This window comes from Pseudomonas sp. LD120, assembly GCF_009861525.1.
Taxonomy (GTDB): domain Bacteria; phylum Pseudomonadota; class Gammaproteobacteria; order Pseudomonadales; family Pseudomonadaceae; genus Aquipseudomonas.
Genome location: NZ_WVHL01000002.1, coordinates 279209 through 299798 on the forward strand (window position 1 = coordinate 279209; position 20590 = coordinate 299798).

The 20590-nt window shown below is 63.8% G+C and carries 17 protein-coding genes; 11 read left to right on the forward strand and 6 right to left on the reverse strand.

The features are described 5' to 3' along the window. Nucleotides 1-145: 145 nt before the first annotated feature. The 3 genes from PLD_RS04280 to PLD_RS04290 all read right to left on the reverse strand — a co-directional run bounded on the left by PLD_RS04280 (nt 146) and on the right by PLD_RS04290 (nt 2460). Nucleotides 146-967, reverse strand: a complete 822-nt coding sequence (locus tag PLD_RS04280) for an aldo/keto reductase (protein ID WP_159890143.1) — start codon at nt 965-967, stop codon at nt 146-148. 244 nt (nt 968-1211) lie between these two features. After that, nucleotides 1212-1997: a type 1 glutamine amidotransferase domain-containing protein gene (locus PLD_RS04285; RefSeq protein WP_159890145.1), complete on the reverse strand. Its 786-nt coding sequence runs from the start codon at nt 1995-1997 to the stop codon at nt 1212-1214. A gap of 64 nt (nt 1998-2061) precedes the next feature. Further along, nucleotides 2062-2460, reverse strand: coding sequence for a DUF3224 domain-containing protein (locus PLD_RS04290; protein ID WP_218575850.1), 399 nt, complete (start codon nt 2458-2460; stop codon nt 2062-2064). Nucleotides 2461-2550: 90 nt separating this feature from the next. Between PLD_RS04290 and PLD_RS04295 the strand changes: the two genes are divergently transcribed. Further along, entirely contained in the window at nt 2551-3405 is an 855-nt protein-coding gene (locus tag PLD_RS04295; RefSeq protein ID WP_159890149.1) for a helix-turn-helix domain-containing protein, read from the forward strand. Nucleotides 3406-3415: 10 nt separating this feature from the next. Here PLD_RS04295 and PLD_RS04300 read toward each other — a convergent pair whose 3' ends face one another. Genes PLD_RS04300 through PLD_RS04310 form a run of 3 tightly spaced genes read right to left on the reverse strand, consistent with a single transcriptional unit; the run spans nt 3416 to nt 6752 of the window. Beyond that, a complete protein-coding gene (locus tag PLD_RS04300; RefSeq protein WP_159890151.1) occupies nt 3416-4255 on the reverse strand; it encodes a metal-dependent hydrolase in 840 nt (279 codons plus the stop codon). A gap of 42 nt (nt 4256-4297) precedes the next feature. After that, on the reverse strand, nt 4298-5197 hold the full coding sequence (locus PLD_RS04305) for an SDR family oxidoreductase (protein ID WP_159890153.1): 900 nt from the start codon (nt 5195-5197) through the stop codon (nt 4298-4300). Beyond that, nucleotides 5184-6752: an NAD(P)/FAD-dependent oxidoreductase gene (locus tag PLD_RS04310; RefSeq protein ID WP_159890155.1), complete on the reverse strand. Its 1569-nt coding sequence runs from the start codon at nt 6750-6752 to the stop codon at nt 5184-5186. Before PLD_RS04310 ends, PLD_RS04305 begins: the two co-directional genes overlap by 14 nt. A 267-nt stretch (nt 6753-7019) precedes the next feature. Here PLD_RS04310 and PLD_RS04315 point away from each other — a divergent pair, with 267 nt between their 5' ends. The 10 genes from PLD_RS04315 to PLD_RS04360 all read left to right on the forward strand — a co-directional run bounded on the left by PLD_RS04315 (nt 7020) and on the right by PLD_RS04360 (nt 20571). Further along, nucleotides 7020-8015, forward strand: coding sequence for an alpha/beta fold hydrolase (locus tag PLD_RS04315; protein ID WP_159890157.1), 996 nt, complete (start codon nt 7020-7022; stop codon nt 8013-8015). Between the two features lie 293 nt (nt 8016-8308). Continuing rightward, the gene (locus PLD_RS04320) at nt 8309-9601 is read left to right on the forward strand and encodes an alkane 1-monooxygenase (RefSeq protein ID WP_159890158.1); all 1293 of its coding nucleotides are present in this window, start codon (nt 8309-8311) and stop codon (nt 9599-9601) included. A 140-nt stretch (nt 9602-9741) separates the two neighbouring features. After that, nucleotides 9742-10233 carry an alkane oxidation protein activator PraA gene (gene praA, locus PLD_RS04325; RefSeq protein WP_159890160.1) on the forward strand — a complete coding sequence of 164 codons (492 nt, stop codon included), beginning with the start codon at nt 9742-9744 and terminating at the stop codon, nt 10231-10233. Nucleotides 10234-10366: 133 nt separating this feature from the next. Further along, the gene (gene praB / locus PLD_RS04330; protein WP_159890162.1) at nt 10367-10873 is read left to right on the forward strand and encodes an alkane oxidation protein activator PraB; all 507 of its coding nucleotides are present in this window, start codon (nt 10367-10369) and stop codon (nt 10871-10873) included. Between the two features lie 122 nt (nt 10874-10995). Next, on the forward strand, nt 10996-12444 hold the full coding sequence (locus tag PLD_RS04335; protein WP_159890164.1) for an outer membrane protein transport protein: 1449 nt from the start codon (nt 10996-10998) through the stop codon (nt 12442-12444). Between the two features lie 279 nt (nt 12445-12723). Then, a complete protein-coding gene (locus tag PLD_RS04340) occupies nt 12724-15273 on the forward strand; it encodes an acyl-CoA dehydrogenase (RefSeq protein WP_159890166.1) in 2550 nt (849 codons plus the stop codon). 30 nt (nt 15274-15303) lie between these two features. Continuing rightward, the gene (locus PLD_RS04345; RefSeq protein WP_159890168.1) at nt 15304-16656 is read left to right on the forward strand and encodes a 3-oxoacyl-ACP reductase; all 1353 of its coding nucleotides are present in this window, start codon (nt 15304-15306) and stop codon (nt 16654-16656) included. A gap of 3 nt (nt 16657-16659) precedes the next feature. Continuing rightward, nucleotides 16660-17553: a MaoC/PaaZ C-terminal domain-containing protein gene (locus PLD_RS04350; RefSeq protein ID WP_159890170.1), complete on the forward strand. Its 894-nt coding sequence runs from the start codon at nt 16660-16662 to the stop codon at nt 17551-17553. Beyond that, on the forward strand, nt 17550-18848 hold the full coding sequence (locus tag PLD_RS04355) for an acetyl-CoA C-acetyltransferase (RefSeq protein ID WP_159890172.1): 1299 nt from the start codon (nt 17550-17552) through the stop codon (nt 18846-18848). The genes PLD_RS04350 and PLD_RS04355 overlap by 4 nt, the downstream gene beginning before the upstream one ends. A gap of 19 nt (nt 18849-18867) precedes the next feature. Beyond that, complete coding sequence (locus PLD_RS04360) at nt 18868-20571, forward strand: AMP-binding protein (RefSeq protein WP_159890174.1); 1704 nt, start codon at nt 18868-18870, stop codon at nt 20569-20571. Nucleotides 20572-20590: the final 19 nt, after the last annotated feature.

The following is a 20590-nucleotide window of genomic DNA, read 5'->3' on the forward strand; positions in this document are numbered from 1 at the left end:
TCAGGGCGCGCAACGTGGCTTTATCAGGTACATGTTTTCTTGGAGTATTTCGCAATCCTCGAAATTGTCCCTGTTGGCCGGGACGAGTCCTTGGAAAGAGTGATCTGTAACGTTGCTCTACCTCTGGGTTGTAACGACAGACAGCTCAGACCATCTCCAAACGCTGTTTGCGCCGTGGCGCCATGAACACCTGATCCAGCGCGTGCAAGTCCTCGGCCTCCAACTGCAGTTCGCAGGCTTGGGCATTAAGGTGAATGTGTGTCGGGCGTACGGCCTTGGGAATCACCATGACGCTTTCCTGACGCAGTAGCCAAGCCAGGGCCAATTGCGCCGTGGTAACCCCATGTTGCTGGGCAAGCCGTTGCAACACCGGCTCGGCGAGCAGCGCGCCACCCTGGCCGATCGGGCAATAGGCCATCAGCGGCATTTGCCGTTGCTGGCAAGCGGGCAGCAGGTCGAATTCGATCCCGCGTGACTCCAGGTTGTACAGCACTTGGTTGGCGGCGCAGGCCGGCGCATCCAGATCATTCAGGTCCGCCACGTCGAAGTTTGACACCCCCCAGCGGCGGATCTTGCCGGCCTCGCGCAGGCGTTCGAAGGCTTCGATGGTTTCCGCCAGCGGGTACTGGCCGCGCCAGTGCAGCAGGTACAGATCGATAACCTCGGTACCCAAACGCTTCAGGCTGCGTTCGCATGCCTGCGGTACACCTGCGCGACTGGCGTTGTGCGGGTATACCTTGCTCACCAAGAACACCTGGTCACGGCGCCCGGCGATCGCCTGGCCCACCACTTCCTCGGCGCCGCCTTCGCCGTACATCTCTGCGGTGTCGATCAAGGTCATGCCCAGGTCGATGCCGGTGCGCAGCGCGGCGATTTCCTGATCCCGTTGCTGACGGTCTTCACCCATGCGCCAGGTGCCCTGACCGATGACTGGAACTGGTTGGTCCGCGAGTTTGAGCGTGCGCACAGTGACCTCCTGATCGCCAACGAGAGAGGGCACAGGGAAACAAAGCCTGGGCAGGTGGTCAAGACGCTGACGGCGTCACCTGGGGGGCAATGCAAAGGGTTCGCCATGCTCGGACGTCATGCCTCTGGGGAGGTGATTGCGCGCTCTTCATTTTGTTGGCGACATCCCTCGACCCGCAACGCGTGGTGCCGACGCTCGAGGCAGGAGGCTGGCAAGAAGGCCGGCGGCCTTGCCATCAGGCGCTTCAGCGGTTGGCGGGTTGCGCCTGCGCCTGGGCCTGACGTGCTTGGTGCAGCAGGGTTACCCATTCATTGGCCAGGCGGTGACAGTCGCCGGGCCAGCGCGCGGTCAGCAGGTTCCCGTCGCGCACTACAAAACCGCGTTCGGGATGCTCGGTTGAGTCGCGCCGTGGCAGCCAGGGCCCGGAGATAAAATCCGCCGGGCTGGCCAGGGCTTTCTTGACCTCCTCCTCGACGCTGTGGGGGTAGGTGCGGTAATAGCGCCCTAGCCACGGCGCGGTGACGAGCCAGGCTGCGAGCTCCATGGGGCCGGCGAGCAAGGCGGTAACTGTACGTCCATAGAGCACCGAGCGCCCGCTTTGCGGATCGATGCAGCGAGCCAGCGCCAGGGGGCCGTGGCACACCGCAGCCACGGGTTTGTCGGCCTTGAAGAACGCCAGGATGATCCGCCTTACGTCTTCGGACTCCAGCAGGCTGCGCATGCCTCGGGCATGGCCACCGGGGATCAGCAGGCCCTCGAAGGCATCCGGATCGACTGCGGCATAGCTCAAAGGGCTGCGAAAGGCTGAGTCCCGGGTCATGTTGTGGTAGCGCTCAAGGTCGGCCGCCGGGGTCATCAACAGCGCATTGAGCGGACCGAACCCCAGGCTGACCAGGCGCGAGTCGGCATAGGCCGGCATCCCCAGCGGCGTGGCGAACTGCGCGATGAAACCCGCGTCCCTGGCGGCCTGCCAGGGCAGGCTGCTTTCGCTGGGATCGTAATCGGCGTGAGGCAGCAAAATCAGGATCATGGCGCGGGCTCGCAGGACAAAAGGGTGCGCTGCAGATTAGCAGTCAGCAGGCACCCGAGGGTTCTCAAGGGGCAGCGGGCAGGCTGTAGTCGAATGCGTAGTCATGCTGGCCGTCATGGATATGGATCTGCATGCGGCCGCTGAGGCCCTGCAGTTCGCCAGTGGCGGAGTCAGGCAGTACTTGGATGTGCAAGCTCGATTGGCCTCGGTCCATGACCCCGTAGTGCATCAGCACAAAGCTGCCACGGCGGCCGTCCAGGGTGCCTTCGAACTTTTCCAGCGCCACATAGCCCGCCGAACCTGGCACCGTGCCGAGGCTGTTGAGCATCTCGCCCAGACTGCTGCCCTGCAGGTCGCCGGCGAAGGTCTTGTGAATCGCCTTGCGTCCCAGTTGCGCCGCTTCGGTATCCGGGGCGACGGGGTGGGCGGGCAGTCTGACGTTGAATTGTCCTGTAGCGTGCATGCTGTTCTCCGGCATCGAGCAGGTGATAATGATCGGCGGACTGTCGAGCGCTGGGCCCGGTCCTGGGACAAGGATGAAAACACAAGGGTGATGAACCGGATTGGAAAAAAACGACCGCCCCTAGCCGTGGCCCCCGGGCCGGCTCGGGGCGTGCTGAATCAGCGCCTGTCGGCCCAGCACGTCGAGCATGTGCGCCAAGCGCCGCCGGAGAGCCTGACGCCCTGGGTGGAGCACTTTTGGCAGGTCCGCTGGGCCTTGCCGAGCGCGGTGGTCGAGCGTCAGGAAACCTTGGCTCATCCCAATGCGCATTTGGTGTTCGAGGGCACTCAGGCGCGAATCTGGGGACCTCACCGACAACGCTTCAGCAAGACCCTGGCCGGTCATGGCTGGGTGTTTGGCGTCAAGTTTCGTGCCGCCGCGTTCCAGGGGTTCTGGGGCCGCCCCATGGCGCAATTGCGCGACCGCTCGATCGCTGCCAGCGAGGTCTTTGCCGGGGTCGATACCCTGCTGGCGTCTGGCGCTTGGCCGGGTATGGCCGTTATGTGCAAGCAGGTTGCAAGCTTGCTGATGGCCAATCTGCCTGAGGTCGATGAGCAGGTGCCGAAGCTCAATGAACTGGTGGCCCGAGCCGCCACGAACAGCCGCCTGACCCAGGTACAAGAACTGGCGCAGGTGGCGGGCGTGAGCCCGCGCCAGTTGCAGCGGCTGTTTGCCCATTACGTGGGCGTGAGCCCCAAGTGGATCATTGCCCGTTACCGTCTGCATGAGGCCCTGGACTTGCTGCAGCGGGGCGCAGCCCAGCCGGATGCCGAACTGGCGCTGCGGCTCGGCTATTTCGACCAGGCGCATTTCATCAGGGACTTCCAGCGCAAGGTGGGCCAGCCTCCGGCCGCCTACGTGCGCAGCCAGGTGGCGCCGGACGGAGCCAGTAGCGGCCCCGTCTAACCGCGGCGGCTCACTTGGCCGCGGCGGCGCGGGTACGCTCGATGTTCTGCATCAGGCCCTCGATGCGTTGCAGTTGCTCACGGTTATCGTGGTCCCAGGGATGAAAGCCCGGTTTGAAGAACCGCAGCCAGGGCAGGGCGATGCGCGGGAATACGCCGTGGGGGCCATAGAGGAACTTGAGCACTTGCCACAGGCCGCGCCAATGGCCGCCGCGCCGACGGTCGGCGATCAGCATGCGCACATGAAAATCAAACACCACCAGCCAGAAGGTCAGGGTGGTGAAGAGCATGGTCGCGCTGCGCAGCAGGTAGCGTTTGGCCCCGGGTTGGATCACGTTGTTAAAGACGTCATAGGACACCGCCTTGTGCTCGGTTTCCTCCAGGGCGTGCCACAGCCACATCTGCCGGTAGCCTTCCTCCGAGTGTCCGAAGCGGCTGGGGTCGCGCAGCAGCAGGTCGGCGAGGATCGCGGTGTAGTGCTCCAGGGCCACGGTGACCGCCAGGTTGAAGGCCGGCGGCAAGTGTTTTTTCTGCAAGTCGAGGATCATCCGCAGCCGTCGGTCCAACAGATGGGCCGGCAGCCCAGCGCCCTGCAACAGGTCGTTGTAGTGCTGGTGCTCACGGCTATGCATGGCCTCCTGACCGATGAAACCCTGGATCTGGCGCTTGAGCTCGGGGTCGTGAATCTGCTCGCGGTAGTGGCGCACGCTGTCCATGAAGAACAGCTCGCCGGCGGGAAACAGCAGGGACAGGGCATTGAAGAAGTGGCTGACGTGACTGCCTTGTTCGTGCCAGTCGCAGGCACGTTCGGCAGGCAGTTCAACCTTGATGTCACGGCGGATGGGCAGCATGGCTGGCGCTCCTCTAGACACTTGTAGGTGAAGGTGGCGGCCTCAGAGGCCGCGTTCGTCCTGGGGCTTGTACAGCGGCGGCCGCTCCCGGCCCGGCTTGGGCGCCAGGCGCCGGCTGAGCCACACCACCAGTCCCTGGTAGGCACTGGGCAGCAGGCGCACAAACAGGTCGAGCAGGTGCGCGTCGCGACCGATCAGCACCCGTCGCTTGTTCTTGCGCACCCCTTGCAGGATCACCTTGGCGGCGGTTTCGGCGCTGGTGATGAAGCGTTTTTCGAAGTCGTCCCGGGCCTGCTGTTGGTTGTCGATCAAAAAGCCTTTGACGTTGTCGCTGATGCGGCTGGTGCGGGCGATGTCGGTGCGGATGCCCCCCGGGTGCACGCAGGTGGCGGATACCCCGTGGCCTTGCATGTCCAGTTCCTGGCGCAGGGCTTCGGTGAAGCCGCGCACGGCGAACTTGGTGGCGTTGTAGGCGCTCATGCCCGGCTGGGAGAACAGTCCGAAGACGCTGGAGGTATTGATGATATGCCCCTCGCCGGCCTGCTTGAGATAGGGCAGGAAGGCCTGGGTGCCGTGGACCACGCCCCAGAAGTTGACGTCGACGATCCATTCCAGGTCCGCCAGGCTGGAGCCTTCCACGGTGCTGGACAGGGCGACCCCGGCATTGTTGAAGATCAGATGGATCTGTCCGTGCTCGGCGACGCTGGCGGCGGCCCAGGCGAACATCGCCTCGCGATCGCCGACGTCCAGTTCCTGGCTGCTGATGCGCAAGGGCAACAGGGTCGCGGCCCGGGCCTGGGCCACGGTTTGCGCCAAACCCTGGGGGTTCTTGTCGGCCAGGGCCAGGTGGCAGCCCTCGCGGGCCAGGGCAACGGCCAGGGCGCGGCCCATGCCGGAGGCGGCGCCGGTGATGGCGGCGACTTTACCGTTAAAGTTTTTCATCAAGAGCGGCCTCGTGCAGGTTCAGTGGACGCGCGGTGGTCAGCGTGGCGAGAGGCCCGGGATGGGGCAGGGGTGTGCTTTGGTAGTCCTTGAGCTGGAAGTGCTCCAGGGTCTTCTTGAAGCGCCAGGTGGAGCCGGGCCAGAGCGTGGTGTTCTGTCCACTGCGCGGGTCCAGATACCAGCTGCGGCAGCCGCCGGTGCTCCAGATGGCCCCGGCCAGGCGCCGTTGCAGACGCTGGTTGTACTGGCTCTCGACCTCGGGCTTGACCTCCAGACTGGCGATCTTGTCTTGGCGCATCCGGGCCAGGGCCTTGAGGATGTAGTCGACTTGGGCCTCGATCATCAGAATCATCGAGTTGTGCCCCAGTCCGGTGTTGGGACCGATGATCATGAACAGGTTGGGAAACCCCGGCAGGCAGGTGCCCAGGTAGGCATGGGCGCCTTGGGACCAACTGTCCATCAAGTCCTGGCCTTGACGACCCAAGAGCAAGCCACGGGGAATCGGGTCGGTGGCCTGGAAGCCGGTGCCGAAAATGATGCAGTCCACCGGGTGCCGCCTGCCGTCGGCGGTGATCAGCGCATCGCCGTCAATGCGCTGGATGGCGTCGGTGATGACCTCGACATTGCCGCGCGATAGCGCGGGGTAGTAGTCGTTGGCAATGAGGATGCGCTTGCAGCCGATGGTGTAGTCGGGCGTCAGCTTCTGCCGCAAAAGCGGATCGGCTACTTGCCTGCGCAGATGCCGCCAGGCCACGCGCTGCACCAGCTTCATCAACTGCGGCCGACGGGCGAAGGCGATCACTCGGCTTTCCAGGGCCCAATACAGTGCCGAGCGCACCAGACGCTGAGTGAACGGCAAGTGCTTGAAGGCCCAGCGCTCCAGGCGGCTGAGGGCGCGGTCGGGCTTGGGCATGATCCACGGCGCCGTGCGTTGGAAGAGTGTGAGCTGGGCCACGCGAGGAGCGATCTTGGGCACGAACTGGATCGCGCTGGCGCCGCTGCCGATCACCGCCACCCGTTTGCCTTGCAGGGCATAGCGGTGATCCCAGTGCTGGGAGTGGAAGTGTTTGCCGGTGAAGGATTCCATGCCGGGGATCTGCGGGATCGCTGGGCGCGACAGGCCGCCCATGGCGGATATCAGCAACCGCGCGCTGGTTTGGTGGCCGTTGTCGAAACGCAGATTCCAACGCTGTGTGGTGTCATCGAAGACCGCCTGCTCCAGGCCCATGTTGAAGCGCAGAAAGGGCGCCAAGGCGAAGTCCCTGGCGCAGTTCTCTAGGTACTCGCGGATTTCCGCCTGGGGCGCGAACTGCCGGGTCCAGTTCGGGTTGGGCGCGAAGGAAAAGGAGTAAACGTGGGATTGCACGTCACAGGCGCAGCCAGGGTAGTGATTGTCGCGCCAGGTGCCTCCTAGGGAGGCGGCTCGTTCGGCGACAAAAAAATCGTCTATCCCAGCCTCTTTAAGCTTGATCGCCATGCACAGCCCGGCGAAACCGGCGCCGATGATGGCGATGTCAACGACCTCGGGGTCGTCGGGTGGCGAGTACGCATTCATGGTGTGTACCTCGATTGTAGGGTGACGCCTGGGGTGACTTTCGTCAGTGAGTGAATGCTCAGGATTGCACAATTTAAAATAATGTTTTAAAAATAAATTTAAATAAATCACCTGAAAATGTCACTTACGCCAGCCACCTGTGGATGTTGCGAGGCTTATCCGGCTTGAGGATCAAGCGTCACAGGCAGTGCAAGGCCGCGGGCGGCAGCCACGGAGCCGGATCATCCTGATCCGGGACGGCGGCGCAGGGACGCAAGGGGACGGCTTATGCAAGGGCTGGTAGCGGTGACGGTATTGCTGGTGGTCAGCGGCATGCTCTGGGCGCTGAGCGCACGCATCAACCGCCGGATTGAAAGCCAGGTGCCGATCAATGGGCGCTTTGTCGAGGTGGACGGAGAGCGCATCCACTACACCGACGAGGGCCGGGGCCCGGCGTTGCTGATGATCCATGGCTTGTCCGGGTGCGGGCGCAACCTCACGCATTCTCTGGCGCCGGCACTACGCCAGCAGTTCCGAGTGATCACCCTTGACCGGCCCGGCTCCGGCTATTCCACCCGGGCGCGGGGCGCGGCGGCGGACTTGCCGGCCCAGGCCGCCCTGATCGCCCAGTTCATTCGCACCCTGGACTTGGGCCAGCCGTTGGTGCTCGGGCATTCCTTGGGCGGCGCGGTGGCGTTGGCGCTGGCGCTGGATCACCGGCAATCGGTGTCCGGGCTGATCCTGGTGGCGCCGCTGACACACCCGCAACGTTGGCTACCGTGGGTGTTCCTGTCCCTGGGCGTGCGTCCGGCGCTGTTACGCCGCTGGATGTCTCTGACCCTGGCGGCGCCTATGGCCATGCTCGGCCGTCGCAGCCTGGTCAAGGCGGTGTTCGCGCCGGATCCGGCACCTGAAGATTTCGCCGTGCGCGGTGGCGGACTGTTAGGCATGCGCTCGGACAATTTCTATAACGCCTCCAGCGAGATTGCCGTGGTCAACCGCGCCTTGCCCGGCATGCTCAAGCGCTACCCCAGCCTGAGCTTGCCGGTGGGCCTGATTTACGGTTCGGCGGACGCGGTGCTCAGCCACCGCAAACATGGCGAGTCGATGCAGGGCAAGGTGCCGGGCTTGTCACTGGAGATCGTTCCCGATCGTGGACACATGCTGCCCATCAGTGCCGTCGAGCGGGTGGTGGCCATGGTTCAACACGTGGCGTTGCAGGTCCAGCCGCAGCCCAGCGCCACCGTGCTGTCCCCGCCGTTCGCGGCGTCACGAGCAAGCTAGAGGCGTTCTCAGCGATGCTTTCGAGCGTTGCGCAATGACTCTGGCAGCAGTGGTAAACGCTTCACAGGCGACATTTAAAACAAGGCGAAAAAATAGTTGACGAGCTAACGAAGTCGGACTATTTTTTTAAAAAAATGTTTTGAATGTTTTTTTTGAAAGTGCAATTGAGCGATTAAAATAATGAAAATAACGCCATTACACGTTTCTGTTTTTGCATCTCTTCAGGCTCCTTGCAGCGCACCCGCGTTGTCTCTTTTCCTATCCAAGTCGACGACTGTTGTACGGAGGCTGCCATGACGGTTTCCGTGGCGGTCCCCGGCGTTTGGACCGACAGCAAGCGTCACTTGTGGTGGCTCGGCACCTTGCCGATGATCACGCCTTTGCTGGCCGGGCTGTTCGCGCTCACCACCGGTGTCCAAGTGTTCTGGTGGAGCGGGGTGGTGGTGATTTTCGGCCTGATTCCCCTGATCGACGGCCTGCTGGGGGAGGACGCCAGCAACCCGCCGGAGTCCGCCGTACCCGATCTGGAAAAGCAACCCTACTACCGTTTTATCGTCTACACCTGCGCCATGCTGTCCGTGCTGTCGCTGGTGGTGACTGCGTGGATGGCCATCGATGGCGTCGACTGGATCATCGCCGGTGGTCTGTTGCGCCTGAGTGAGCAACTGCACCTGCAAGGCAGTCTGGCGAGTTTTGCCGCCTTTCTTACCGAGCGCGGGCAGGTGCATGGCAGCGTGGGCGGGTTCACCTACCTGGGCATGGCCATGTCCACTGGCGCGGCCACCGGCATCGCCATCAACATCGCCCATGAACTGGGGCACAAGAACCGTGGGATGGCCAAGTTCCTGGCCAAGCTGGCGTTGGCCTCGACCTGCTACGGGCACTTTTTTGTCGAACACAATCGTGGCCATCACGTTCGCGTGGCGACGCCGGAAGACCCTGCCAGTTCGCGTCTGGGCGAGTCGTTCTGGCGTTTCCTGCCGCGCACCGTGTGGTTCAGTCTGCGTTCAGCCTGGCACTTGGAAAGCGCGCGGCTACACAAGCTCGGCCTGCCAACCCTGCACTGGAAGAACGCGGTACTCAGCGCCTGGCTGTACAGCGTGGTGGTGTGGGGTGCACTGATTGTCTGGCTGGGCGCGGCGGTGATTCCGTTCCTGCTGATCCAGGCCGTCTACGGTTTCTCGCTGTTGGAAGTGGTGAACTACGTCGAGCACTACGGCTTGCTGCGCCAGAAACTGCCCAATGGCCGCTACGAGCGTTGCTCGCCACGCCACTCCTGGAACAGCAACCGCATCGTCACCAATATCTTTCTGTTCCAACTGCAGCGCCATTCCGACCATCACGCCAACCCGACTCGTTCCTACCAGGCTTTGCGGCACTTCGACGAATCGCCACAGTTGCCTTACGGCTACGCCACCATGATTGTCTGGGCCTATGTGCCGGCGCTTTGGCGGCGGATGATGGACCACCGGGTCCTGGCCCACTACTCCGGAGATGTCCGACTGGCCAACCTGCATCCGGCCAAACGCGCGGAACTGCTCAAGCAATACGGTTTTACCGACAGCCATTCAGACACCGTTCTTTAGTTGTACTGCTCACCCCTTCAAATGGCGGTGAAGCCTGCGCTCGCCTGCGATTTGCCTGCTTGAACGCTGAGCAGGGCAAGACAGAAGTCCTTGAACACGTTGACCGACAACAACAATAAGCAACTGTAAGGAAGTCTCGGATGACTATTTCACCTCTGTTTGCTGTGCGTCTGTTTGTACCCCTGGTGGGTGTGGCGTTGATGGGCGCAGCGCAAGCGGCGCGCATCGAACCGGCGAATACCGCGTTCACCGCCAAGGGCCCCATCAGCTTTGCCAAAAGCATCATCAATGCCGACTGCACCATCGAGGTCAGCGGCAAGGTCAGCCCCGATGGCAGCTTTGCCAGCGTCGAAAAAGTCGACTTCAGCGGCGGCCTCAAGTGCGGTCAGGTGGAGGCCACGCACCTGCCCTGGACGCTAACCGCCAAGGATCAAACCAGCGGTGCCATGGCAGGTATTCAAGTCACCGTGCACGCCCCCTTTGTGGGCGGCGATTGCGGGCCGAGTACCGCCGAAGGCCGCTGGAACAACAGCACCGGAAAACTCGAAGCGACCCAGGTCAGCCTCGACGGTGGGTGCACCATCAAGACCGTATCGATCCAGATGCCGCCGACCTTCCGGGTCGAGCCCTGAAACGACACGTATCCGCTCATTGGCTAGCAGATTTGGCTGGAAAGGGAAGCTCGGTCGCAGTTCTCCGTGTTGTCTCACACAAGGCCATTACCCCCGGCGAAATGAATCGCCATACATGTGAGGAAAAACAACAATGAAAGGCATCAAAACTCTCGTGTCCGCCACCGCCATCGTTGCCTGCCTGGGCGCCGCTTCCATGGCCAGTGCTGCAACCATCGCGATCGACGGCGCCAATCCAAATGGCCCATTCACCACGCCAGGCGGCACCATCACCGTGCGTTCGCCTTCGTCGTTCAACCAGCCGGTGACGTGCAATATCAACTTCAGCGGGAACATCGCCGGTGGCGTGGCCACCATCACCGGGGCGACCGTCAGTGGCAGTAATGCCCTGTGCAACCTGCCGAAGATCACCGGTTTGCCATGGGTGCTGAGCGCCTCCAGCACCACCGCCGGTACCGTGACCAACGTCGGCTACACCATTTCCTTCTTCCCTGCCACCAACTGCGGTCCGACCACCATCAACGTGGCCTGGAGCAACGCGACTCACTCCCTCAGCCTGAGCTCGCCTCAGTCGCTGGCAGGGGGCTGCTCCGTGGATGTTCTGAACGCCAAACCGTCGCCACAGGTCAGCGTGATTTAAGCCGCACCAGGAACCAAGGGCTGATCACCCGCTGAAGGACGCCGCCTCGCAAGGGGCGGTGGTCTGCGGGCAAGGACTGCCCTGCTGTGCAGGTTGCTATGAATAATAATAAGGAGTGGGGCATGAATAATAAGAAACAACAGCTACAGGTCGCGGTTGCACTGGCTATTTTGGGGAGCTTCAGCGCGATCGGTACGGTACAGGCAGGTGGCTTTAGCACGCCGACCTACGGTGCCCCCGGATGGGGGCGGGCCTTTGGTGGTGGTTCATTGTTCAAGAATGACCCCAGTGCGGCCTACAACAACCCGGCGGCGATGGCGTTCATCGATCAGAACGTGGCACAGATGACGGTCGACTATGCCCGCATCAAGATGAAGTACAAAGGCGACGCCTACGACTATCAAGGCAATCCCGCGACCACCTTGCCCGTGGACGCGTCCGGCACCCCCACCGGTGGTCCGGTTCCCCTGGACGGCAATGGTGGCCAGGGTGGTTTCACCGCGTGGCTGCCCACCGGTTTCATGGTGATACCGATCAACGATCGGTTCGCCTTCGGCCTGAGTCAGGTGGTGCCCATGGGCATGCGCAGTACCTGGGACAACGACAACTCCAAATTCCGTGATTTTTCGGTCGACACCAAGATTGAGACCGTGGGCCTGACCGGCTCGCTGTCGTTCAAGGTCACTGACGACTTTTCCCTCGGGGCCGGGCTGATCGTCCAGCACAGCAAGGGTTTCGTCAGCCAGAACCTCAACCTTACCGGCGCCGCCGCAGTCTCCCCTGGCCTGGGTGGGATTCCTCTGCCATCGGGGGTAGGGGCGAACCTGATGCGGGTCAAGGTGGACAATACCTCGGTGGGCTGGTTCACCGGCGTGGTCTGGAAACCCACCGACCGCGATACCCTGGGCTTGAACTATCACGCCAAGATCAAGAACAAGATGGAGGGCAAGTACAGCATCCGCGCCGACGCGGTAGGGCGCCAGTACATGACCCAGCCGGCCGGGCCCAATGGTGAAAGCCTGGTGGAACTGGCCTATCCCGGCCTCAAGCTGAACCCGGATGGGGCCAACGCCAGCACTCAATTGGACATTCCGGCCTCCGTCGGGCTGGACTGGGTGCACGTGTTCAATGACCGCTTTACCCTGGGCGCCAGCGTGCTCTGGACGCAATGGTCCTCGTTCAAGGACCTGACCTTGAAGTCCGATGGCAACACCCTGGTGTCCATCCCGTACAACTACAAAGACACCATGATGTATTCCCTGGGCGGCGATTACCGATTCACCGATCAGTTGACCCTGCGCGCCGGTGTCGCCTTCGACGAGACCCCAACACGCAATGCCACCCGCGACCCGCGGATTCCGGACAACGATCGCTGGTTCACCTCCCTGGGCTTTGGTTATGACATCAAGGCGATTCCGGGCTTGACCATTGACGGTGCCTATTCCCGGCAGTTCGTCAAGCAAGCCAGGATCAAGACCCAGAACGTCGATCGCCTCGGTGCCTCACGCCTGGATGGCAAGGTCGATGCCAAAGGCGAGGTGGTCAGTCTCTCCGCGACCTATCACTTCTAAGGGTAAAAGCTTTACCCACGCCTCGAAGCGACGACAGTACGAAGGGATTTCGCCACTGTCGTTGGAAGGCCGGGTCGCCTCAGGCCCTGTCTTGACTTGCCTTTCTTCCTCACCCTGGCTGACCGCGTTTCAGCCGTTGTGCGTTGCTGAAAGGGGTCAAAAAAATATTTAAAAATAAAATTTGAAACGTCTTTGTTTCCTTTGTAGGGTGATCGTCAAGGGGCCGGCATAACGCCCAGGTACCCGGAGGTTGTCTGGTTAGAACAAGAGAGGTTTTCCATGATTGTCTGGTTATTGGTGGGATTGGCCGCAGCGCTCGCACTGGCCTACAGACAGGCTCCGGCGTCCTGGTGGCTGGGCTCGGCGCTGGTCTGGTCGGGTGCGGCGTATCTGTTGAGTCTGCTGGGTTCCTTTGGCCTGAGCCTGGTTGCGCTACTGGTGCTGCTGCCGGCCGTGTTGCTCGGCATCAAGCCGCTGCGCCGCGCCTTGCTCACCCGCAGGGCCCTGGCGATGTTTCGCAAGATCATGCCGGCCATGTCCGACACCGAGCGTGCGGCCATCGAGTCCGGCACGGTCTGGTGGGACGCCGAGCTGTTCAGCGGCAAGCCGGACTGGCCGCGCCTGCTGCAGGCCGCCCCGGCCAGCCTGAGCGCCGAAGAGCAGGCGTTCATGGATCACGAAGTGGAAACCCTGTGCGACATGGCCAACGACTGGGAAACCACGCAGATCTGGCAGGACCTGTCGCCCAAGGCCTGGCAATACACCAAGGACGCCGGGTTCCTGGGGATGATCATTCCCAAGCAGTACGGCGGCAAAGGCTTCTCTCATTACGCCCACTCGCAAGTGGTGATGAAGCTCTCGACCCGCTGCTCGGCGGCGGCGATCTCGGTGATGGTGCCCAACTCCCTGGGCCCGGCCGAGCTGTTGCTGCACTACGGCACCGAGGCCCAGCGCCAGCACTACCTGCCGCGCCTGGCCCGGGGCGAAGACATTCCCTGCTTCGCCCTGACCAGCCCCTATGCCGGTTCCGACGCCGGGGCCATTCCCGACGTCGGGGTGGTCTGCAAGGGCCAGTTCGAAGGCCAGCAAGTGCTGGGCTTTCGCGTCACCTGGGACAAGCGCTACATCACCCTGGGCCCGATCGCCACGGTGCTGGGCCTGGCCTTTCGCGCCGAAGACCCGGACGGCCTGCTGGGCAGCAAAGGCAGCCTGGGGATTACCTGCGCACTGATTCCCACCACCCATCCGGGGGTCAATACCGGGCGTCGCCACTGGCCGCTGAACGCGGTGTTCCAGAACGGCCCGACCACCGGCAAGGATGTGTTCATTCCCCTGGAATGGGTGATCGGCGGTGGCGCCCAGGTGGGTAATGGCTGGCGCATGCTGATGGAATGCCTGGCCGCCGGGCGCGCTATTTCCCTGCCGTCGGCCAACGTCGGCCTGGGCAAGGTGGCGGTGCGCGGCACCACCGCCTACGCGGCGATGCGCAAGCAGTTTGGCCTGCCCATCGGCAAGTTCGAAGGGGTGCAGGCACCCCTGGCGCGCATGGCCGGGCATCTGTATGCCTGCGACGCGGTGCGCAAGGTGTCGGTGGCCTCCCTGGATGCCGGGGAGAAGCCTTCAGTGATCTCGGCCATCGCCAAGTACCACGTCACCGAGCGCGCCCGGGCCATCGTCAACGACGGCATGGACATCGTCGCCGGCAAGGGCATCTGCATGGGCCCCAACAACTTCCTGGCCCGGGCCTACCAGCAAAGCCCGATCGCCATCACCGTGGAAGGCGCGAACATCATGACCCGTTGCCTGATCATCTACGGTCAGGGCCTGATCCGTTGTCATCCTTACGTGTTCCGCGAAATGGAAGCGGCCCGGGACAGCGGGCGCAAGGGCCTGGAAGCATTCGACAGCGCGATGTTCGGCCATATCAGCTTCGTCTTTGCCAACACCGTGCGTGCCGCCGTGCATGCGCTGACCGGCGGCCGCCTGATCAAGGCCCCGGCCAATACCGACAAGGCCCTGGCTGGCTATTACCGGCAGATCCAGCGCCTGTCGGTGGTGCTAGCCCTGGCTTCGGACATTTCCATGGGCGTGCTGGGCGGTGCCCTCAAGCGCAAGGAAAGCATCACCGGACGCCTGGGGGACATTCTGTCCCAGCTGTACATCCTGTCCTGCGTGTTGAAGCGCTTCGAGGACGATGGCCAGCCCCAGGCCGATCTGCCCCTGGTGCACTGGGCGGCTCAAGACTCGCTGCTGCGGGCCCATGAAGCCCTGGCCGAGGTGCTGGACAACTATCCGTCCAGAGCGGCTGCGCGGATTATTCGTGGCCTGAGCTTCCCCCTGGGCATTGCCCAGCACAAACCCAGCGATCGCCTGCTCAGGCAAGTGGCCGAGCTGGTGCAGACCCCGGGGCCGACCCGCGACCGCCTGCTGGCCGACTCCTACATTCCCCAGCCGGACATCGACAAGCTGGCCTATGGCGAGCTGGCTTTGCGCCTGCAACCGCAAGTGGAACTGATCGAGGCCCGGCTCAAGCCGGCGATCAAGCAGGGCCTGCTGGCGCCGCTGCCGATTGCCCGCGAGGCCTTCGCCCTCTGGCGAGTCCAGGCCCTGGAGCAGCAATTGATCAGCCATGACGAGGACCAGTTGCTCGGGCGCTATGTGGAATACGCCGACCACGCGATCCAGGTCGACGACTTCCCTCAGGACTTCGGTCTGCTCGAAGCCCTGCAACAGCGTCAGGCGCACTTCGATCAAGGCGCCAGGCCGGCCTCGCGCAAACGTGCGGCCAGCAGCGAAGACGCGGTGGTCGGCAGCGATTCGGCCTATTGACCCTCTACTGGATTGGATCGGGATCTCTTTATGTCTGACGGTTATCTTGCGTTCGTCAATTCCACCTGGGGCCGCTGGCTGGCCCAACGCACCGGCCTGCCGCAACCGGTGCCGTTGCAACGCCACCGCGAGGGGCAGGGCGGCAACCTGATCAACCCGGTGATCCTCGCCGCAGCGCCCGAAGGGCGTCTGTTGGGCGAGCTGCAACGGATCTTCGCCGCCACCGACACCGTGGCGGCCCAGGCCGCGAGCATCACCGCGCCCTCGACGGTGAAGGTCCAGGGCCTGGTGTTCGACGCCAGCGGGCTGGCGGACATCGCCCAGCTCGATGAGTTGTACCGCTGTTTTCACGCCAATGTCCGGCGCCTGGGGGCCCATGGTCGGGTGCTGGTGCTGGGCACGCCACCGGAGCACTGCAAGGCACTGGAGCAGGCCGTGGCACAGCGGGCCCTGGAAGGTTTCGTGCGTTCCCTGGGCAAGGAGCTACGCCGAGCCATCACCGTACAGTTGCTGTATGTCGAGCCCGGCGCCGAAGCGGAACTGGACAGCAGCCTGCGGTTTTTCCTGTCCCGGCGCTCGGCCTACGTTTCAGGTCAGGTGGTGCGCATCGGCGAGCCGGTGGACGTGCCCCGGCACATCGACTGGGAGCGGCCCTTGAGCGGACGGCGAGCGCTGATCACGGGGGCCTGTCGCGGCATCGGTCTGGCGATTGCCCAGGTCCTGGCCCGGGACGGCGCCCAGGTGGTGTGCCTGGACATTCCCCAGGTCGAGGCTGAGTTGCAGCAGGCGGCAGCGGACCTCAAGGGCGACGCCCTGGCCCTGGACATCACCGCTGCCGGGGCCGGACAACGCTTGCTGGAGTTCGTCGGTGAGCACGGCGCCTTCGATATCGTCGTGCACAACGCCGGCATCACCCAGGACAAGACCCTGGCCAAGATGTCCGAGGCGGCATGGCGCAAGGTCATGGCGGTCAACCTGGAAGCGCCGCTGCTGCTCAGTCAGGCGTTGCTGGCGGGCCAGGGCCTGAACCCTGGAGGGCGGATCGTCTGCGTGTCGTCGATTTCCGGGATCGCCGGCAACCTTGGGCAAAGCAACTACGCCACCTCCAAGGCCGGGATCATTGGCCTGGTGCAGAGCCTGGCGCCCCTGGCGGCGCGCCAGCAGATCACCGTCAACGGCGTGGCCCCGGGCTTCATCGAAACCCAGATGACCGCGAAGATTCCGCTGCTGATCCGCGAGGCGGGACGGCGCATGAACGCCATGAACCAGGGCGGGCAGGCCGTGGACGTGGCACAAACCATCGCCTGGCTGGCGCACCCGGCGTCCGGCGGGATCAATGGGCAGGTGGTCCGCGTCTGCGGGCAAAGCCTGCTGGGGGCCTGAGCCATGAATGCCGACGCCGCCATTCGCATCATCGAACCGCCACCGTCCCGGGGCCAACTGCTCTATGACGGCATCCGCAGCCTGCGCAAGCCCAAGCCGGACGCCGCGCCAGCGCTGCCTGCCGAGCGCCTGGTGCGCCCGGCGGTGGAGTTGCAGGCCGCCGAAATCACCCGTTACGCCCAGGCCTGCGGCTTTCGCCGGGAACACGGGGTGCCGCTGGCCTTTCCCCATACCCTGGCGTTTCCCTTGCACCTGTTGCTGCTGACCGACCGCCAGTTTCCCTATCCGGCCAGCGGCATGGTCCACCTGGCTAATCGCATTCGCCAGTACCAGAGGCTGGAGGAGGGCCAGGCCCTGCGCCTGGAAGTGTTCGCCGAACGTTGGCTGGCCCATCCCAAGGGCCAGGCGCTGTCCATTGCCACCCGGGCCCACAGTGGTGGCAGCCTGGTCTGGGAAAGCCACAGCCTGTACCTGCGCCGGGGCGTGTCCAGCCCCATCGGCGAGCCTTGGGAGGGCGCGCTGAAGCAGGATGAAGCGCCGCTGATTCGCACCCAGCGCTGGACCCTGGGAGGCGACCTGGGACGGCGTTTCGCCCAGGTCAGCGGCGACTTCAACCCGATTCACACCTCCTGGCTCGGCGCCCGCCTGTTCGGTTTTCGCCGGCCCATCGCCCACGGCATGTGGACCCTGGGGCGGGCCCTGGCAGCCCAGCAACCGCCTCATCCACTGGCGGCGGCGGAGCTGGACTGCGAGTTCAAGCTGCCGATCCTGCTGCCGGCGGCAGTGACCCTGTGGAACCGTCCGCCCGACGGTCCACGCCATGCGTTCGAAGTGCGCAACAACGCGGGGGACAAACCCCACATGCGCGGCCTATTTACCTGGGGAGCTGGGCAATGACTGAATACAGTTTCAATCCGGCGCCGGTGCGCCGGGTGGCGATCATCGGCGGCAACCGGATTCCCTTCGCCCGTTCCAACACGGTGTATGCCAACGACAGCAACCAGGACCTGCTGGTGGCGGCGTTACAGGGGCTGGTGGATCGCTACGGCCTGTCCGGCCAGCGCCTGGGGGAGTTCGCCGCGGGGGCGGTGATCAAGCATTCCCGGGATTTCAACCTGGCCCGCGAGAGCCTGCTGTCCACCACGTTGTCGCCACAGACCCCGGCCTATGACGTGCAGCAGGCTTGTGGCACCGGGCTGGAGGCAGCGTTGCTGGTGGCCAACAAGATCGCCCTGGGGCAGATCGAGGTGGGCATTGCCGGTGGCGCCGACACCACCTCCGACGCACCGATCGGCATCAACGAAGGCCTGCGCCGGATCTTGCTCCAGGCCAACCGCGCCAAGGGCGCCGGCAACAAACTGCGCAGCCTGCTCAAGGTGCGCCCGGGGATGTTGTTCAAGCCGCTGCTGCCACGCAACGGCGAGCCACGCACCGGGCTGTCCATGGGCGAGCACTGTGAAGAAATGGCCAAGCGCTGGCACATCAAGCGTCTGGCCCAGGATGAGCTGGCCCTTTCCAGCCACCAGCAATTGCAGGCCGCCTATCAGCGCGGCTTCTTCGACGACCTGATCACCGCGTATCGGGGGCTGACCCGGGACAACAACCTGCGGGCCGATGCCAGCCTGGAGAAGCTCGCCGGCCTGGGCCCGGCCTACGACCGGCACAGCGGCACCCTGACCGCCGGCAACTCAACCCCGCTCACCGACGGCGCCTCGGTGGTGCTGCTGGCCAGCGAAGACTGGGCCGCGGCCAACAACCTGCCGGTGCTGGCCTATCTGCGCACCGGGGAAACCGCGGCGGTGAACTTCGTCGATGGCACCGAAGGGCTGCTGATGGCGCCGGCCTACGCGGTGCCGCGCATGCTGGCCCGGGAAGGCCTGGGCTTGCAGGATTTCGACTTCTACGAGATTCACGAGGCGTTTGCCGCCCAGGTGCTGTGCACCCTCAAGGCCTGGGAAGACCCCGACTACTGCAAGGACAAACTCGGCCTCGACGGCGCCCTGGGCAGCATCGAACGCAGCAAACTCAACGTCAACGGCGGCTCCCTGGGCTGCGGGCATCCCTTTGCCGCCACCGGCGGGCGCCTGCTGGCGACCCTGGCCAAGGCGATCCATCAGCGCGGTTCCGGCCGCGGGCTGATTTCCGTTTGTGCAGCCGGCGGGCTGGGTATCACCGCCATCGTCGAAAAATAAAATAACCAGGAGACTGCCAATGAGTGTCGTGAGCCTGCAACCCGCCGAGCGTATCTGGCTGAACGCTTACCTGCCGGGTGTGCCCAGCGATATCGAAGCCGACATCGACCGCTACCCGTCGCTGCGGGAGGTGTTCCTTGAACACGTGGACAAGTACCGCCAGCGGGTGGCCTACGTCAGCATTGGCACCGAGATGGGCTACGACCTGTGGGAGAAGCGGGTGTTTGCCTTCGCTGCCTGGCTGCAATCCAAAGGGGTGAAGAAGGGCGACCGGGTGGCCCTGATGATGCCCAACTGCCTGCAATACCCGATCTGCCTGTTCGGCACCCTGTTGGTGGGAGCGGTGGTGGTCAACGTCAACCCGCTGTACACCGCCCATGAACTGCGGCACCTGCTCAAGGACAGCGGCGCCGAAACCGTGGTGATCTTCGAGAACTTCGCCCATACCCTGGAACAGGCGATGCCAGGCAGCCGCCTGAAGAACATCGTGGTGGCCGCCATCGGCGACCTGTTGGGGACCTTCAAGGGCGCGGCGCTGAACTTCGCCCTGCGCCATGTGCAGAAGCAAGTGCCCAAGTTCAACCTGCCGGGCTCGATCCGCTTTCCGGCGCTGATGAAGCTGGCCAGCGTGCTGGAACACCGCCCGGTGGAGCTCAAGCAGGACGACATCGCCTTTTTGCAATACACCGGTGGCACCACCGGCGATGCCAAGGGCGCGATGCTCAGCCACCGCAACATCCTCGCCAACCTGATGCAGGCCAAGGCCTGGGTCGGCGATCAATTGGACGAGAACCAGCAGGAAACCAACGTCACCTTGCTGCCGCTGTATCACGTGCTGTCGCTGACGGTGAACTGCCTGATGTTCATGTGCCTGGGCGGGCGCAACATCCTGATCGCCAACCCGCGGGACGTGAAGCGGGTGCAGATGATCCTGCGCAAGGAGAAGTTCAGCGGCATCGTCGGGGTCAACACCCTGTTCAATGGCCTGCTGGAAAACGAAGAGTTTCGTGGCCGGGACTTCTCCGACCTGAAACTGGCCATCGCCGGCGGCATGGCCACCCACACCGCCGTGGCCCGGCGCTGGAAGGAAGTCACCGGGGTGCCGATCATCGAAGGCTACGGCCTCACCGAGTGCTCGCCGGTGGTGAGCATCAGCCCGATCGACATCGCGCGCATGCGCGAGGGCGATTTCACCGGGACCATCGGCGTGCCGCTGCCGTCGACCTGGGTGCGCTTCGTGCGTGAAGACGGCGAGCTGGCGGAACTGGGCGAGGAGGGCGAGCTGCAGGTCCGGGGGCCCCAGGTGATGAAGGGCTACTGGCAGCGCCCGGAAGAAACCGCCAAGGTCCTGGACCGCCACGGCTGGTTGTCCACCGGGGATATCGGGGTGATGAACGAGCAGGGCTTCATCCGCCTGGTGGACCGCAAGAAGGACATGATCCTGGTCTCTGGTTTCAACGTGTACCCCAACGAGATCGAGGACGTGGTGGCCCTGCATCCGGGCGTCGCCGAGGTGGCGGCGATTGGTGTCGAGGATGGGGTGACCGGGGAGAAGGTGAAGATCTTCGTAGTGCGCAAGGACCCGAACTTGACCCAGGAGCAGTTGCTGGCCCACTGCCGCGAGTACCTGACCGGCTACAAGGTGCCGCGCTATGTGGAGTTCCGCACCGAGGAGTTGCCCAAAACCACTGTCGGCAAGGTGCTGCGCCGGGCGTTGCGCTGAGCTGGAGCGGTTAGCGGCC

Excerpts from the sequence above, each read along its gene's own strand:
- PLD_RS04290 (WP_218575850.1), bottom strand. The coding sequence starts at position 2,460 with ATGCACGCTACAGGACAATTCAACGTCAGACTGCCCGCCCACCCCGTC.
- PLD_RS04320 (WP_159890158.1), top strand. The coding sequence starts at position 8,309 with ATGACGGTTTCCGTGGCGGTCCCCGGCGTTTGGACCGACAGCAAGCGT.
- PLD_RS04300 (WP_159890151.1), bottom strand. The coding sequence starts at position 4,255 with ATGCTGCCCATCCGCCGTGACATCAAGGTTGAACTGCCTGCCGAACGT.
- PLD_RS04305 (WP_159890153.1), bottom strand. The coding sequence starts at position 5,197 with ATGAAAAACTTTAACGGTAAAGTCGCCGCCATCACCGGCGCCGCCTCC.
- PLD_RS04345 (WP_159890168.1), top strand. The coding sequence starts at position 15,304 with ATGTCTGACGGTTATCTTGCGTTCGTCAATTCCACCTGGGGCCGCTGG.
- PLD_RS04335 (WP_159890164.1), top strand. The coding sequence starts at position 10,996 with ATGAATAATAAGAAACAACAGCTACAGGTCGCGGTTGCACTGGCTATT.
- PLD_RS04315 (WP_159890157.1), top strand. The coding sequence starts at position 7,020 with ATGCAAGGGCTGGTAGCGGTGACGGTATTGCTGGTGGTCAGCGGCATG.
- PLD_RS04360 (WP_159890174.1), top strand. The coding sequence starts at position 18,868 with ATGAGTGTCGTGAGCCTGCAACCCGCCGAGCGTATCTGGCTGAACGCT.
- PLD_RS04340 (WP_159890166.1), top strand. The coding sequence starts at position 12,724 with ATGATTGTCTGGTTATTGGTGGGATTGGCCGCAGCGCTCGCACTGGCC.
- PLD_RS04355 (WP_159890172.1), top strand. The coding sequence starts at position 17,550 with ATGACTGAATACAGTTTCAATCCGGCGCCGGTGCGCCGGGTGGCGATC.
- PLD_RS04285 (WP_159890145.1), bottom strand. The coding sequence starts at position 1,997 with ATGATCCTGATTTTGCTGCCTCACGCCGATTACGATCCCAGCGAAAGC.
- praA (WP_159890160.1), top strand. The coding sequence starts at position 9,742 with ATGACTATTTCACCTCTGTTTGCTGTGCGTCTGTTTGTACCCCTGGTG.
- PLD_RS04350 (WP_159890170.1), top strand. The coding sequence starts at position 16,660 with ATGAATGCCGACGCCGCCATTCGCATCATCGAACCGCCACCGTCCCGG.
- PLD_RS04295 (WP_159890149.1), top strand. The coding sequence starts at position 2,551 with ATGAACCGGATTGGAAAAAAACGACCGCCCCTAGCCGTGGCCCCCGGG.
- praB (WP_159890162.1), top strand. The coding sequence starts at position 10,367 with ATGAAAGGCATCAAAACTCTCGTGTCCGCCACCGCCATCGTTGCCTGC.
- PLD_RS04310 (WP_159890155.1), bottom strand. The coding sequence starts at position 6,752 with ATGAATGCGTACTCGCCACCCGACGACCCCGAGGTCGTTGACATCGCC.